Source organism: Desulfobacterales bacterium (assembly GCA_034520365.1).
Taxonomy (GTDB): domain Bacteria; phylum Desulfobacterota; class Desulfobacteria; order Desulfobacterales; family Desulfosalsimonadaceae; genus M55B175.
The window spans coordinates 542597-557163 of the sequence record JAXHNP010000006.1 but is presented as its reverse complement, the minus strand read 5'-3'; the positions used below and the strand labels follow the sequence as shown (position 1 = coordinate 557163).

Annotated in this window: 13 protein-coding genes; 7 read left to right on the top strand and 6 right to left on the bottom strand. The window is 53.2% G+C overall.

Translation table 11 applies throughout. The annotated features are described in order from the left end of the window. Positions 1-24: 24 nt before the first annotated feature. The 7 genes from U5L07_10580 to U5L07_10550 all read left to right on the top strand — a co-directional run bounded on the left by U5L07_10580 (position 25) and on the right by U5L07_10550 (position 5549). Positions 25-456 carry a hydrogenase iron-sulfur subunit gene (locus U5L07_10580; GenBank protein MDZ7832186.1) on the top strand — a complete coding sequence of 144 codons (432 nt, stop codon included), beginning with the start codon at positions 25-27 and terminating at the stop codon, positions 454-456. 2 nt (positions 457-458) lie between these two features. Then, the gene (locus U5L07_10575; GenBank protein ID MDZ7832185.1) at positions 459-1406 is read left to right on the top strand and encodes a 4Fe-4S dicluster domain-containing protein; all 948 of its coding nucleotides are present in this window, start codon (positions 459-461) and stop codon (positions 1404-1406) included. Positions 1407-1465: 59 nt separating this feature from the next. Continuing rightward, positions 1466-2539 (top strand): 4Fe-4S dicluster domain-containing protein, encoded by a 1074-nt coding sequence (locus U5L07_10570; GenBank protein ID MDZ7832184.1) that lies wholly within the window; start codon positions 1466-1468, stop codon positions 2537-2539. Positions 2540-2554: 15 nt separating this feature from the next. Beyond that, a complete protein-coding gene (locus U5L07_10565) occupies positions 2555-3400 on the top strand; it encodes an FAD/NAD(P)-binding protein (GenBank protein MDZ7832183.1) in 846 nt (281 codons plus the stop codon). 269 nt (positions 3401-3669) lie between these two features. After that, entirely contained in the window at positions 3670-3987 is a 318-nt protein-coding gene (locus U5L07_10560; GenBank protein MDZ7832182.1) for a TusE/DsrC/DsvC family sulfur relay protein, read from the top strand. A gap of 239 nt (positions 3988-4226) precedes the next feature. Next, positions 4227-4739, top strand: a complete 513-nt coding sequence (locus U5L07_10555) for an AsnC family transcriptional regulator (GenBank protein ID MDZ7832181.1) — start codon at positions 4227-4229, stop codon at positions 4737-4739. Further along, positions 4740-5549, top strand: a complete 810-nt coding sequence (locus U5L07_10550) for a nitrilase-related carbon-nitrogen hydrolase (protein ID MDZ7832180.1) — start codon at positions 4740-4742, stop codon at positions 5547-5549. A 158-nt stretch (positions 5550-5707) separates the two neighbouring features. Here the strand turns inward: U5L07_10550 and U5L07_10545 are convergent, their stop codons facing one another. From U5L07_10545 to U5L07_10520, 6 genes are all read right to left on the bottom strand, one after another. Next, positions 5708-6985: a TRAP transporter large permease gene (locus U5L07_10545; protein MDZ7832179.1), complete on the bottom strand. Its 1278-nt coding sequence runs from the start codon at positions 6983-6985 to the stop codon at positions 5708-5710. Position 6986: 1 nt separating this feature from the next. After that, positions 6987-7544: a TRAP transporter small permease gene (locus U5L07_10540; GenBank protein MDZ7832178.1), complete on the bottom strand. Its 558-nt coding sequence runs from the start codon at positions 7542-7544 to the stop codon at positions 6987-6989. Beyond that, positions 7544-8599: a TRAP transporter substrate-binding protein DctP gene (dctP, locus tag U5L07_10535; GenBank protein MDZ7832177.1), complete on the bottom strand. Its 1056-nt coding sequence runs from the start codon at positions 8597-8599 to the stop codon at positions 7544-7546. Before dctP ends, U5L07_10540 begins: the two co-directional genes overlap by 1 nt. A 12-nt stretch (positions 8600-8611) precedes the next feature. Continuing rightward, entirely contained in the window at positions 8612-9490 is an 879-nt protein-coding gene (locus U5L07_10530; GenBank protein MDZ7832176.1) for a TRAP transporter TatT component family protein, read from the bottom strand. A gap of 194 nt (positions 9491-9684) precedes the next feature. Next, positions 9685-13068 (bottom strand): hypothetical protein, encoded by a 3384-nt coding sequence (locus U5L07_10525; protein ID MDZ7832175.1) that lies wholly within the window; start codon positions 13066-13068, stop codon positions 9685-9687. After that, positions 13055-14539: a DUF1302 family protein gene (locus tag U5L07_10520; protein ID MDZ7832174.1), complete on the bottom strand. Its 1485-nt coding sequence runs from the start codon at positions 14537-14539 to the stop codon at positions 13055-13057. Before U5L07_10520 ends, U5L07_10525 begins: the two co-directional genes overlap by 14 nt. Between the last annotated feature and the right edge of the window lie 28 nt (positions 14540-14567).

Sequence of the window (14567 nt, the reverse complement as noted above, 5' to 3'; positions counted from 1 at the left end):
GTTAATCTAAGGAGATCAATGCAGATGTCTGATAAAGAACCAAAAATATTGAGTTTTTTATGCAACTGGTGCAGCTACGGGGCCGCTGACCTGGCCGGCGTGAGCCGCCTGGAATATCCCCCGAATATCCGGGTCATCCGGATCCCCTGCACCGGCCGCATGAGCCCCAAATTCATCCTGGCGGGGCTTCGTCAGGGGGCGGATGCCGTGTGGACCTCCGGGTGACATCCCGGTGAATGCCATTACCTGGAAGGTAATTACTATGCCAGAAGAAAATTCGCGCTTCTAAAGAACCTGTTGGAACATACGGGGATCGAGCCCGGCCGGGTCCAGTTTTCCTGGATCTCCTCGGCAGAGTCCACAAAATTTGTTGACGTGGTCAAAAATATCACCGAAGAAGTCAAGTCACTGAATCCGGAAAAAAAATACGTGAAAACCGAACCCAGGGTTGAATAGAGATGACGACATACACGGATAAGATACAAGAAGCCGCCAAACGGCTTTTAAATGACGGCACGGTCGATTTTGTCATCGGTTTCCGCAAAGGAAGCGTGCCCATGATGAACCAGCCGCATTACGCCAAGGCCGCCGGCGACGCTGAACAGTTTATATGGGACAGCCACTGCGGGCTGAATCTGGCCAACTACCTCACGGACCGCGAGGAAAAGGTGGGCGTGGTGGCCAAGGGCTGCGACTCCAGAAATATCGCCAACCATATCGTGGAAAACAAAATCAGCCGGGATCAGGTCTATATCATCGGCGTGCCCTGCACCGGCATGGTGGACCGGCATAAGCTCCCCAAAATGGTAGACGCAGAAATAACAGACGTGGAAGAAGACGGGGACACCATCACGGTAAAAACCGCGGGCGGCGCCCAGAGCTTCAACAAGGCGGATGTTCTGCAGCAGAACTGTGCTGACTGCAGCCACCGCAATCCCGTGATATACGATGAGATGATTGCCGAGCCGGTGGAAGAGCAGACGGATACGGACATGTTCGCCTCGGTCCGGGAAATCGAGGGCAAAAGCCCGGATGAAAAATGGGACTACTTTGAGGATCTCATTTCCACCTGTATCCGCTGCTACGCCTGCCGCAACGCCTGCCCGCTCTGCTACTGCCCGCTCTGCTTTGTGGATGAATCCAATCCGCAGTGGGTGGGCAAGGGCCAGGACCCCATGGATGTCCGGACCTTTCACTGGCTGCGGGCCTATCATTGTGCCGGCCGCTGCACGGACTGCGGCGCATGCGAACGGGCATGCCCCATGGACATCAAAATCCGGGAATTTACCAAAAAACTCAACAAAGACTGCTATGAGCTCTACGGGTGGGAAGCCGGCTTAACCGCTGACGAGCGCCCGCCGCTGGATACGTATCGGCCCAATGATCCGGAGGAGTTTATCAAATAACTCCGGCTTGTTGAGCGTTAAAACCTGTTAAATTTGCATTTGGATAAAGGCTATACACAATGAAGATCGTTCAAATTGATAAAAGCCAATGGATGGCGGGCATCGAGAAATTAAAGGACGCGTATCGCGTATATGCGCCGGTCAAATACGAGTCCTTCCATGATTTCAAGGCCCTTGGTAAAGGGGATGCGGCGGACTTTGATTTCCAGAATACCCGGCGTTCGCCCAAGTCCGTTGTTTACCCCCAGTCCGAAATCCTGTTCCGGTACTCTTTGGACAAAAACAGCGACGACTACGGCATCTTAAAGGAAGATAAAAAAGATAAGACGCCCAAAGCGGTTATCGGAATTCGGCCCTGCGATGCCTATTCATTTCATCTGGTCAAACGAAACTTCGACGCAGAGGATTACCAGGACCCATACTGGCTGGCGGAATATGAGAAAAGCACCTTTATCGGCATGGCCTGCAATGCCCCCTGCACCACCTGCTTCTGCACCAGCGCCGGCACCGGTCCCTATGATGAACAGTGCCTGGATGCCCTGGTCGTGGATGACGGGGAGCATTACCTGGCCAAACTGCTCTCCGAAAAAGGGGAAAAACTTTTCGAGGCGGCCGGCTGGACCAGCGAGGCGGATACGTCCGCGGAGTCCCGGATCGAAAAGCTGAAGGCGGATGCTGAATCCAAAGTCACCTCTACGATCGGCACAGACAACCTCAAAAAGCAGAAAATGCTGGATCTCTATGGGGCCCCGTTCTGGGAGGAAATTGCCTTTTCATGTATTAACTGCGGCACCTGCACCTATGTCTGCCCGACCTGCTGGTGCTTTGACATCCAGGATGAGACCAGCGGCAAATCCGGCGTTCGGCTGCGGAACTGGGACTCCTGCATGTACCCGCTGTTTACGCTCCATGCCTCCGGTCATAATCCCCGGGGCACCAAACTCGACCGGGTCCGCCAACGGTTCATGCATAAGCTGAAATACTATGTGGATAAATATGAAAAGGGCATCCAGTGCGTTGGCTGCGGCCGCTGCGTCCAATCCTGCCCGGTAAATATCGATATCCGCCGGGTATGCAACATGATGAACAGCTATGACCCGGAATCCGCCATGTGTGAAGTCACTACAGTATAGCCAAGGGGGTTGATTTTGCAGAATCCATACTATCCATATCCGGTTCGGATCGATGAGATCATCACCGAAACCGAAGATAAAAGTTTAAAAACATTCAAATTCGTATTCCTTGACCCCGACGACGAGAAGCGTTTCGCCTATCGGGCCGGCCAGTTCGCCGAACTCTCCATCCCCGGCCTGGGGGAGATCCCGATCGGCATCGCCTCCTCGCCCACGGAAAAGGGATTTGTGAAGTTTACCGTGTTTAAAACCGGTAAAGTGACAAGCTATCTGCATTCCATGAAGGAAGGCGACATCATGGGCGTACGGGGCCCGCTGGGCAACGCCTTTCCCTGGGATATCCTGGAGGGCAAGAACGTGGTGATCATAGGCGGCGGCTTTGCCTTTACCACGCTGCGCGCATCGATCGTTTACATGCTCGATCCGGCCAACCGCGACAAGTTCAAGGATATCCATGTGGTTTACGGGGCCCGCTCCCCGGGTATGCTGCTCTACAAGGAGGAACTGGAGGCGTGGACCAAGCGCGACGACTTGAATATGCATATCACCGTCGACGGGACAGATGACCCGAACTGGAAGCATCACACCGGGTTTGTGCCCGCGGTCACCGAACAGGAAGCCCCCAAGGCGGATGACAATACCTATGCCATTGTCTGCGGCCCGCCCATCATGATTAAGTTTACCCAGCCGGTATTGGATAACCTCGGGTATAAGCACAATCAAATTTTCATGTCTTTAGAAAACCGTATGAAATGCGGTATCGGCATGTGCGGTCACTGTAACATCGGCAAGGAGTTTGTCTGCAAAGACGGGCCGGTATTTACCCTGGACACCCTGAATCAGATGCCGCGGGAGTATTAGCGGATGAGGGCAAGGCATATAAGGTCGGCACGGTGGCCGACCCTACGACGGTTTAGCCCCAGACACATCTTATGGCAGGCCACCGCGCCTGCCAGAAAAACAGACGGAATCAATTGACCGTGTGACAATGCCGCAGGGCATGCCGCGGCAAAAATTTTGATATTGACAACATTTTTTTTTTCATATACTTGAATATTTTGATAAAAAAAACTGGTAAAATTAACACGTGAAAAGTCAAAGCATAAACCAATTTAAAGGAGGATGTTTCAATGCCAACAGTTGAATTTGAAGGAAATACATTTAACGTAGACGAAGACGGGTTTATCGATAGTTTCGAAAACTGGAACGAAGCATGGGTCCGGCATGTCAAACAGCAGGAAGGTATCGATGAGCTGACCGATGAGCACTGGAAAGTCATCAACGTGCTGCAGGACTATTACAAGAAAAACGGTATTGCACCGATGGTGCGCGTTCTTTCCAAGCTGACCGGCTACAAACTCAAATACATCTATGAACTGTTTCCGTCCGGACCAGGAAAAGGTGCATGCAAGATGGCGGGATTGCCGAAACCGACCGGCTGCGTCTAATCCGCAAGCCCTACAATGCTTATTTTTTGACGCGCTTTAAAAAAGCCCTGTGCTGACCGGCAGGGCTTTTTTTATTTCAACAATGACAGACTCGTAAAAACTCGATTCTGGGACGGCAAAGAAAAAAGTTCAAGATCGCGGCGCGCAAATCCCGAGGAATGCAGCGTACTTAATCGTACGTGAAATTCCGAGGGATGCAGCGCAACAAAGATATTGGACTTTTTGCGAAGCCGTCAACAATGAAAATCTCAGTTAAATCCTGGCAAAAAACCGGGCTCATCGACATTACAAGAATGACGCCAGCCATAGACGAAACCGATAAAAGAATACTCAACCACATCCAGTCTGACTTTCCGATCACCGGGCAGCCCTATGAAGCCATCGGCCGGGAACTTGGACTGAGTGAGGCCGAGGTGATCAAGCGTATCCGCAGCCTCAAGGACTCAGGCATAATCCGCCGGATCGGCGGCAACTTCGTGCCCGGCAAGCTCGGATTTGTGAGCACCCTGTGCGCCGGCCGGGTACCGGAGGAAAAAATCGACGAATTCGCCGGGATCGTCAATGAATACCGGGGGGTAACGCACAACTATGTGCGGGACAACACCTATAATATCTGGTTTACCATGATCGCCCCGTCTATGGATGAGATTGACCAGAGCCTGGCTGAAATCGCTGAAAAAACCGGCGTGACCAGCCTCATCAGCCTGCCGGCGACCAGGGTCTTCAAGATAAAAGCGCAGTTTAATTTATAAATGCAAGACATCCGCATCGCTGTCATTATCTCCAACGCCCGGGTCGGCCGCACGGAAGAAAACCTCTCAAAAATTTCCCGCTGGGTGGAAAAAGCCGCCGCAGAAGGGGCAGCCATCGTCTGCTTTCCGGAGATGCAGGTCACCGGCTACCACATTCATGCTGATATCAAGGAATTTGCCCAGCCGGTGCCCGGGCCGGCCAGCCGGTATTTAGAGGATCTTGCCCGCGAGCACAGTCTCACCATCCTGGCCGGTCTGGCGGAAACCGATGCCAAAGGCAGTATATATGCCGCGCAATTGGTCATTGGGCCGGAGGGCCTTGCCGGCAAATACCGGAAGCTTCACCTCGGTCCCCCGGAGAAAGCGGTTTATACCCCCGACCAGGACATCCCGATATTTTCAGCCGGGGATTTCCGTTTCGGTATACAGCTCTGCTATGACAGCCATTTTCCGGAACTTGCCACGTCTATGGCGCTTAAAGGCGGTGATGCCATATTTATCCCGCATGCCTCGCCCGGGGATAAGCCCGATACCAAGCTCAGCTCCTGGATGCGGCATCTGCCGGCCCGCGCCTTTGACAACAGCATTTTCATCATCGCCTGCAACCAGACCGGGGAAAACGGCCGCGGACTGTCATTTCCGGGGGCGGGTGTAGTGATCGGTCCGGCAGGCGGGGTCATGGAATCTTATGCCGGCGCGGCGGAGCATATGATCGTAACTGATCTGAAGGAAAGGGACCTGTCCAATGTGAGAGGCCACCGGATGCGCTATTTTCTGCCGAACCGGCGGCCGGAGCTTTACCACCTATGACGGCTTCGTAAAAAGTCCAATATCTTTGTTGCGCTGCATCCCTCGAAATTTCACGTACGAGTAAGTACGCTGCATTCCTCGGGATTTGCGCGCCGCGATCTTGAACTTTTTTCTTTGCCGTCCCGGAATCGACTTTTTACGAGTCCATGAACTATAAGCTAGCGAATTCCTAAAATTGAGATCAACCCCAGACTCAGCTCCGGCACATAGGTGATAATCATCAATCCCACCAGCAGGATCAGCAGAAACGGAATCGCCGCCATATAAAGCGACAGCACGGATTTATTGAAGCGGAAGCATGAAATGAAGAGGTTCATCCCCACCGGCGGCGTGGAGTAGCCGATCTCCAGATTGGTGAGAAAGATGATGCCCAAATGGATGGGATGGATATCGTAGCTGATGGCAATGGGCAGAATCAGGGGCACCACCACCAAAAGCGCGGAATAAATATCCATGAGGCAGCCCACGATCAGCAGAAAAATATTTAGGCCGATTAAAAACACCCATTTGGACTTAATTAAGCTCTGCATGGTCTCAAGGATGTGCATGGGCACCTGCGCGTCAACGAGGTAGTTGGTCAGCGCCAGGGCAGAGCCTAAAATAATCAGAATACCGCCCACCAAAACCATGCTCTGGTTCATGACCGCGGGGAGATGCGCCGGCTTGATCTCGCGGTGGATCAACACTTCCACGATCAGGCTGTATAGTACGATCAGGGCGGCCACCTCACCCAGCGTCACATAACCCCCAAAAATACCGACAATCACGATGACCGGGATCAGAAGCTCCCATTTGGCCGCATACGCGGTCTTTACGACTTCCCTGGCGGAGATCTTCTGGCGGGGCACAGCGGCGAGCGTCCCGGTCACCACACTATAGATGGAAAGCAGCATAATCAAGAGCAGCCCCGGCAACAGACCCGCCACAAAGAGCTGGTTGACGCTGGTTTCAGCAATTACCGCGAATATGATAAGGGGCAAAGAGGGCGGAAAAAGCAGGCCCAGGCTGCCGGATGAAGTTAAAAGCCCCAGGGAAAACCGTTCCGGGTAGCGCTCACTGATCAGGGCCGGATATAAAAGCCCGCCCAGGGCAATAATGGTGACCCCGGAGGCGCCGGTAAAGGCGGTAAAAAAAGCGCATGCCGCGAGCGCCACGATGGCAAACCCCCCGGGCAGCCACCCCAGCACCGCCCGGGAAAAATTTACGATTCGAACCGAGGCCCGGCTTTCCGCCAGGATAAAGCCGGCAAACGTAAACAGGGGGATGGTGTAGAGGACCGGGTTATTGGCAAACTTGTTGTAGGTGTCCACCACCAGGGCGGCAAACGGGATATCCGCCGCATAAAAGCCGAGCATGGCAAAGGCGGAGACCACGATAAAAACCGGGGCGCCGAGCGCGGCCATAAAAATGATGAGTCCGATCAGGGCGGCCGTCAAATCATTGCCCCCGGTAAAGTTCGACGATTAAGCCGATGCCGTTTCTGGCAAAACGAAGGCCGATGATCAGATAGCCGGCCGGCAGAATTATCTGCAGTACCCATACCGGGAGGTTCAAGAACTGGCTGTGCGCATGGACCTGATATTCGATGTGTACGAATGTGGCTGAAGCCCAGGTCAGGATGCCGCAAACCGCAAAGGAGAAGAGATTGGTGACCGCCCCGGACAGCCGGCGCCAGAAGTCCGGCAGCAGCCGGGCAGCCACATCAATTTTTACATGAGAGCTGCTCCGGGTGGCAATGGCAGCCCCCAAAAACCCGAGCCACAGCACCAGGTGCCGTATCAGATCATCTCCGCCCGGAATGCCGGTTTGATAAATATTGCGCAGAAGAATCTGGGCCAGGACCATGGCCACCATCAAAAACAGCACCGCCTCGATCAAAATGTCCTCTGCCCGGTTGACATAGCGGCTGATGGGGCCGCCCGGTTTTTGGGCCGCGCATACCGGACATTCAAAGCGAATCGGATCGAATTCAGAACCGCATTTCAGGCATTGCATCAGCGCACTTTTTCCACCGTGCTGTTTGGATGGGCATTGCGGTATTCTTCCAAAATGGCAAGGGTTTTTTCCAGCAGTTCCCTGGAATACATTTCTCCGACCAGATTCTCGCGCGCCTTACGCGAAGCCTCAAAGATGAATTCAAACTGTTCCCGGTTCTTTTCCGGATCAAACGGCACCACTTCAATACCGGATTTTTTCAGGATCTCAATTGACTTGCGGTCCTGCTGGCGCATGTGCGCATTTATCTTCTCAAAATAGGGCGAACAGGTCTCCAGAATCGCCTGCTGATGCGCCGGTTCAATTTTATTCCATATCCGGCGGGTGACAATGGTGGCGCCCAGGACGTTGGTGGTGGGGTACTCGCTCATATAGTCGAACCGCTCATGCCAGCGGTAAGCCACCGCCCCGTATGGCGTGATACTGGCGGTATCAATGAGCTTGGTGGAAAGCGAAGTCATGACATCCGTAAAGGACAGCGGCACAGGCGTGATACCGATGGCCTCGAACATGGCCCGGCTCAATTGATCCCCCTTCCACATCCACCATTTCTGATCTCTGGCGACCTCGATGGAAGTTATGGGGACTTTTGAAAAATTGTAGACAAACCCGACTTCGTTCCAGCCCAAAACAATATAGCCCGCCTCTTTAAACAGCTCCCGCATGGTGGGGGCCAGTTGTTCCCGCACATATTCGACTTCTGCGTGATTTTTGAAGACAAAGGGCACTTCGGTGACCCGCACCTGCGGAACAATCTGGCCCAGGCCGTGGCCGGTGAACATCCCGCCGTGAAGCTGGCCCAGGCGGATTTTTCGCAGCACGTCCTTTTCATCGCCCTGCACCCCGCCGTAATAAATCTTAATCCCCACGGCATTATCGGTTTTGGCCTTTATCTCGGCGTTTATTTCATTCATCCGGTTCATGATATAGGAGCCGCGCGGGGCGATGGTGGCAAGCTTTATCATGATATCCGGCGCTTCCTGGGCACCCGCCGGGCTGCCGCCAAAGAAAACGGCGGCGGCCAACAATCCGCCAACAAATAATTTTTTTATCATATTTTCCGCCTGTTAGAATACCTGGTGGACATTGTCTAGCATTTGCCGGGCTTTGTTTTTGGCTGCAGCGTTGATAAATGCCATCTCAGGAAACATATCATCCGGGGTGGAGAGAATTTGGTTTAACGTGTCCACATAAAGCTGCCGGTCCTGCACCTGATAGGCATAATATTTGGCATACATGAGATGAAAGAGCAGCATGTTGTTATCGGACAGCTCAAAGGCCCGGTCAAACTCGGCCTTTGCCTTTTCCGGCTTTCCGCCCTGGGCCGGCGCCCGGCTCGCATGCAGCACGCCGAGCGAGGCATGGGCCGCCCCATACTGATAGGTTTCATCCAGTTCAATGACGCGCTTCAGCATGGCCCGGATTTTGGGCAGGGCCAGAAAAATCTCCGGATCATCCACATTCATGCCCACCCAGCTTAACCAGGCATTGGCCGCCCAGAACAAGGCCGGCACATCCGATTGATCCAGATCCGCCAGTCCTTCATTAAATTCTGACATTTTGCCGTCAAACGCGGCCTTCATCTTTTTATTCTGTTTAAGCGCCCGGGCCGCGTACCGGAAGGATTTGTCATAAAGCCGGCCGGCCCGGGCCTTGTCCGCATCCTCCACAAACACGAAGCTGTAGCCGTAGTAGGCTTCTGCGGCCCGGATCAACAGGCTGGCATTGTTGGGGGAGACCTCGATCAGCCCGTCCATCTGGACCAGCAGGGCCGGCAGGGCGTCCTTGATCATTGCCACATCGCTGTTCTTGTAGACCGCGGTATTCATCTTTTCCATCAGCGGGTCCATCTGATTGACCATAAAGCGGGTCGGGGAACAGCCGGCACACAACAGTACTGCCGGCAGGAGGAAGAGCCATACGAGTCTTAAAATCGAAGATTTCAAGCGGGTTTTCTCCTTTTTGCCGAAAGGTTTATTCTAAAATTCAGCCAATGAAGGTCCAGAATGACGGGTATTAAAAGATCCGCTTTAATTGATATCGAACATTAACTAAGCAAAAGTTAGAATGACACAATTTTGGATTTCATTCAACTTTATAATTGGTTTCGGGTGTCAGAGGTGGGACGATTAAAGCGGGGCTAAGGCTCAATAAAATGCGAAATCCAGTACGGCCCCTGGGAGCCGTCGCTTCTTGCTTCGCGATTTATCCCCTTGGTAATGCGGGGAATCGGGGTGGGGAAATGCAGTATGCCGGTAAACCAGTCCGGGATCCGGATCCCTTCCGGGCAGCAGGGCAAATCGATGACCCGCTCATCATTCTCATTGACGCTGATTTGCGTACAGCTGTAATAGCCGATCTCATCGCCCCGGTCCAGGCGGGCATTGCCGTTTTTATCCAAAATGGCCACCAGATAGGCGGTGCGTTCCTTGGCATTGCCGTGATCATAGCCTTTGATCAAAGGCTCCGGCGGCTGGCTGTTCTCCTTTACCAGAACTTTTTCATAAATCGCGGTTAAGATGGGCAGCCGCTTATATTCGGCTGATACCGGAGAAAACATGGATGAACCGGCTTCATCGATACCGATAAAATCGTATTCCGTGGCCGGCAGGATATCAACCCCGAGCAGATAATCGATGTCAATATTCAAGTCAATCTGTCCGGCGGCTGAAACACTGACGTCAACACCATCCACATGAATGGTCAAAACGATGATCCGGCTTTCCTGCCCGAACTGGCCGGCATCGGTTAGATCCAGTCCATATTCGATTGAGGCGTCGAATTCAAAGACATTCTTATTTAGTTTAAACTCAAAATCAGGGGGCGGCATCACATTGGTGCCGCAGTTTAAAGTTGTCGTGAATTCATAGCTCGCCTTATTCTGGACAATGCCCAATTTATCACCACGCGAGGGCTCGGGAACCCCGCCGGAAAAATCCCTGTCCCATAATGCCGCGACTAAAACACTATCCCCGGGATAAATATCGGTTCGCGACAGATCGATCGTATAATTAACCACGGTCTGCGGCACTTTGTAAAAATATTTGATCCCGGCAAACGGATCTTCAACCACTTCATTCGGATTATCAGTGTCAAATACCGTGATATAGACAGGCTTTGTCCGGTTCGCCGGTCCGGGCACCGTCCCGGCAAGCGAGATATCAAAGCCGGAGGGTTGGGCCACTTCGAATTTAAATTCAATGTCTATGCCTCCGATCCGGCCTTCAGGGATGGTAAACGGTGTGGAGAACTGATCGCCTTCCCCGAAAAATCCGATTTTGTCGCCCCCGTCAACCCTGCCGCTCCTATTTTTGTCCAACAGCGCAAACACCTGCACGTTTTCAATGGGCACGTCCTTGCCATAGGGCAGTATATCCAAGTTATAAGGCGTTGCTCCGGCTTCCTTGGTCACCGTGGTAAACCCCACCACCTGGTCAAAATCAAGGGCTGTAAAATCAGATGAGGTAATCTCGCCCGCATAGGCCACAAGCGTCACCGGACCGGTCTCATCGCCTAAAATCGCACCGGATATGGACGCCTCAAAGTCGAACACCTCGCGGCTGATGTTTATTTCAATGCCGGTATTGCCGCCATCTGCCAGTTCAATGGCCGGGGTGATCTCTCCCGGCCCGGCATAGACCCCTATCACGTCGCCCACAGACAGCGCCGGAATCGCGCCGTTATAGTCTTTATCCCAGAACCCGAACACGATCACTTCATCGCCGGCAGAAAGGCCGGTATCGGTCAAATCCAGGGTAAATTCCGTCTCGCCGGCCGGGATCCGCCTAAAATAGCGCACTGCGGCAAACGGATTATCCAGTACGGATTCCGCATCCGCCCCATCAAACACCGCGATATAGACCGGTGCGTCCTTCGAAGCCTCGCCTGCCGGCAGGCGGTAGCTGCCGCTGATGGACACATCATCGCCCGAGGGTTCCTCCACGGTGAACTTGAATTCCAGATCAATATCCGGGGTTTCGCCTTCCGTGACAGTAAACGGGGTGGAAAGATCCTCGCCCTGACTGAAAAACCCGATTTGATCGCCCGGGTCCACGGTTTCGCTGTTGTTTTTATCCAAGAGCGCAAATACCTGCACGTTTTCAATGGGCACGTCTTTGCCATAGGGCAGGATGTCCAGGGTATAGGGCGTTGCTCCGGCTTCCTTGCTAACTGTCGTAAACCCCACCACCTGATCAAAATCAAGGGTTGTAAAATCCGACGATGTAATCTCGCCCGCATACGCCACAAGCGTCACCGGACCGGTCTCATCACCCAGAATCTCGCCGGATATGGACGCCTCATAATCAAACACCTCGCGGCTGATATTGATTTCAATGCCGGTATTGCCGCCATCTGCCAGTTCAATGGCCGGGGTGATCTCTCCCGGCCCGGCATGGACCCCTATCACGTCGCCCACAGAAAGCGCCGGGATCGCGCCGTTATAGTCTTTATCCCAGAACCCGATCACGAGGACCTCATCGCCGGCAGAAAGGCCGGTATCAGCCAGATCCAGCGTAAATTCCGTCTCGCCGGCCGGGATCCGCCTAAAATAGCGTACCGCGGCAAACGGGTTATCCAGTATCGATTCCGCATCTTCCCCGTCAAACACCGCGATATAGACCGGTGCGTCCTTCGAAGCCTCGCCTGCCGGCAGGCGGTAGCTGCCGCTGATGAACACATCATCGCCCGAGGGTTCCTCCACGATGAACTTAAATTCCAGATCAATACCCGGGGTTTCGCCTTCCGTGACAGTAAACGGCGTGGAAAAATCTTCGCCCTGGCTGAAAAACCCGATTTGATCGCCCGGGTCCACGGTTTCGCTCCCATTTTTATCCAAAAGCGCAAATACCTGCACGTTTTCAATGGGCACGTCTTTGCCATAGGGCAGGATATCCAGGGTATAGGCGGTTGAGCCCGCTTCTTTGGAGACGGTCGTAAACCCTATCACCTGGTCAAAGTCCAGGGCCGTAAAATCAGAGGAAGTGATCTCGCCCGCATAGGCCACCAAAACCACCGAACCGGCCTCATCGCCTAAAATTTCACCGGATATTCGGGCCTCAAAATCAAAGACCTCGCGGGTAATATCAATATGGATGCCGGTGTTTTCACCGGCCTGGACTTCGTAGGCCGGCGTAATCCGGCCTTCTTCCACATAAATCCCGATCATGTCGCCCTTGTCCGGAAACGGCACATCACCGGTATAGTTGTTATCCACAAAAGCGACCAAAAAGACCTCATCCCCGGGCTTAACCCCCTTATCGGTTAAGTCGACGCGGAACCCGGCCGCTTTTTTATCCGCTGTTATGTAGTCGATCACCGCCTCTTTGGGCCGATTATCTAAAATATGCGCATCCACGGTATTGGTCACCGCCACCAGGACCGGCGCATCCGTCTCCATGGCCGCCGGCGGCAGCCCCAGGGTTCCGGAAAGAATAATCTCCTGTTGATCCGGGTCATCCCCGCAGCCGCCAATCAAAAGCACCAGGCAGCATAATATGCCGACATGGAATTTAAGGAAACGCATAGGTGAAATTTACCATAATGATATCATTGTCCCGGTAGTAATAAAAAATCGAGTCTTCGTCATAATCGCCTTCACCCTGTCCGTTAATGCCCACATAGCCCACTTCGACTTCAAAGCCGTTTTTAAAGTCATACCCCAGCTTGGGCCAGAAGATCATCCCGCCGCGGCGGGTTTCAAATACCGTGGCCAGCCAGACATTCACCCGCTTGTCAAAGTAGCTGTCCTGAAACTGAAAACTCAACAGATCGGTGATCTGCGGGGAATCGAATTGGTCGTCAAAATAAGTGGCCTGGTACCACTCCATGGTAAACAGGCTGTCTCCGGCATGGCCGGGCAAAAGCTTTTCCATAGGGATGAAATAATTGAGCCCGATTGAATAGGACAGGTAATCGGTCCTCTCCGTGTCATAGGGAAATTCCAGAGTCTGGGGCTTATCCGTATTCTGCTCGATAATGCCGTGCTTATTCGGCGAATAGGCGGCCTCCACGTTAAAGGCAAAGTCCTCGTAAGTGGTGGAAAAATCCGCGCCCACATAATCCACCACAAAATACCGGGGTTCAAGCATGACGCCCACCGTTTGATTGGGCTCAAGCACCGTTCGCACCGGCACCAGCAGCTGATCATTATCCGGGCCGTGATAGCCGCTTAAAGAAAAGTCCATGCCCCGGTAGGTCTTGCTGATCCGCGCGGCATACCCGAAATTCTCGCTGCTGGCATCCATGGGGTCGGAGTCGTCAAAATAGACCGGAAACTGGCCTTCCACCTCCTTTACTGCCCAGAAATGGCCGGTGGAGGGAATGGCGGCCGCTGTGTGGACCGGCACAAACACGAGCTCCATGGTAAAATCCGGGAAAAATAGCATGGCCGAGGCCGAGGGTACGCCGAGGCGCACTTCATCCGATTCCTTTAGAATCAGTTCGCGGAGGTCATTGGGGTTTAGATAGGATGTGGAGTTTAAAAAATCCGCCGTCCCCCAGGGATAGACCTGATTGCCGATCCGAATCCGGTATTTGTCGATCAGCCAGTTATAGTAGAGTTCCCGGAATATGATCTCGCTCGATTCGCTGGAAATTCTTAAATTGCGATGGGTCCGGGTTTCCGTGGAATACGGATAGTCATCGCCGACATCTTCATTTAAGAAGGTGGGAAAGAAATAGATATCTGTGATGGATTTAAGATACCGGTCGCCGGTGCCGTATTTCAGATCCAGGTGCGTGTGGACTTCCTGCTTTTCATAGGCATCCTCAAAATGAAGCTCGCGGTTGGTGTTTACATAATTCTCAAACGCCACCTCAACGCGCCAGGTCAAATCCGGGGAATCATCCGTGACTGAGAAATCGGATTCCAGATCCCAGTCCTCATCATAATCCCAGGATTCCCCGGATTCACCGTCATCCTGGGCATACAGGCGGGTGCTGTCTGATGAATCGGGGAGGGATAACTCTTGCGCGGCGCTTTGCGGTAAGAACATCAGAGCAGCCGCCAGCCACAAGAAAAGA

Bases quoted from the DNA above. Each gene is read 5' to 3' on its own strand.
- U5L07_10575 (MDZ7832185.1), top strand. From the start codon at position 459: ATGACGACATACACGGATAAGATACAAGAAGCCGCCAAACGGCTTTTA.
- U5L07_10570 (MDZ7832184.1), top strand. From the start codon at position 1,466: ATGAAGATCGTTCAAATTGATAAAAGCCAATGGATGGCGGGCATCGAG.
- U5L07_10560 (MDZ7832182.1), top strand. From the start codon at position 3,670: ATGCCAACAGTTGAATTTGAAGGAAATACATTTAACGTAGACGAAGAC.
- U5L07_10555 (MDZ7832181.1), top strand. From the start codon at position 4,227: ATGAAAATCTCAGTTAAATCCTGGCAAAAAACCGGGCTCATCGACATT.
- U5L07_10550 (MDZ7832180.1), top strand. From the start codon at position 4,740: ATGCAAGACATCCGCATCGCTGTCATTATCTCCAACGCCCGGGTCGGC.
- U5L07_10540 (MDZ7832178.1), bottom strand. From the start codon at position 7,544: ATGCAATGCCTGAAATGCGGTTCTGAATTCGATCCGATTCGCTTTGAA.
- dctP (MDZ7832177.1), bottom strand. From the start codon at position 8,599: ATGATAAAAAAATTATTTGTTGGCGGATTGTTGGCCGCCGCCGTTTTC.
- U5L07_10525 (MDZ7832175.1), bottom strand. From the start codon at position 13,068: ATGCGTTTCCTTAAATTCCATGTCGGCATATTATGCTGCCTGGTGCTT.
- U5L07_10520 (MDZ7832174.1), bottom strand. From the start codon at position 14,539: ATGTTCTTACCGCAAAGCGCCGCGCAAGAGTTATCCCTCCCCGATTCA.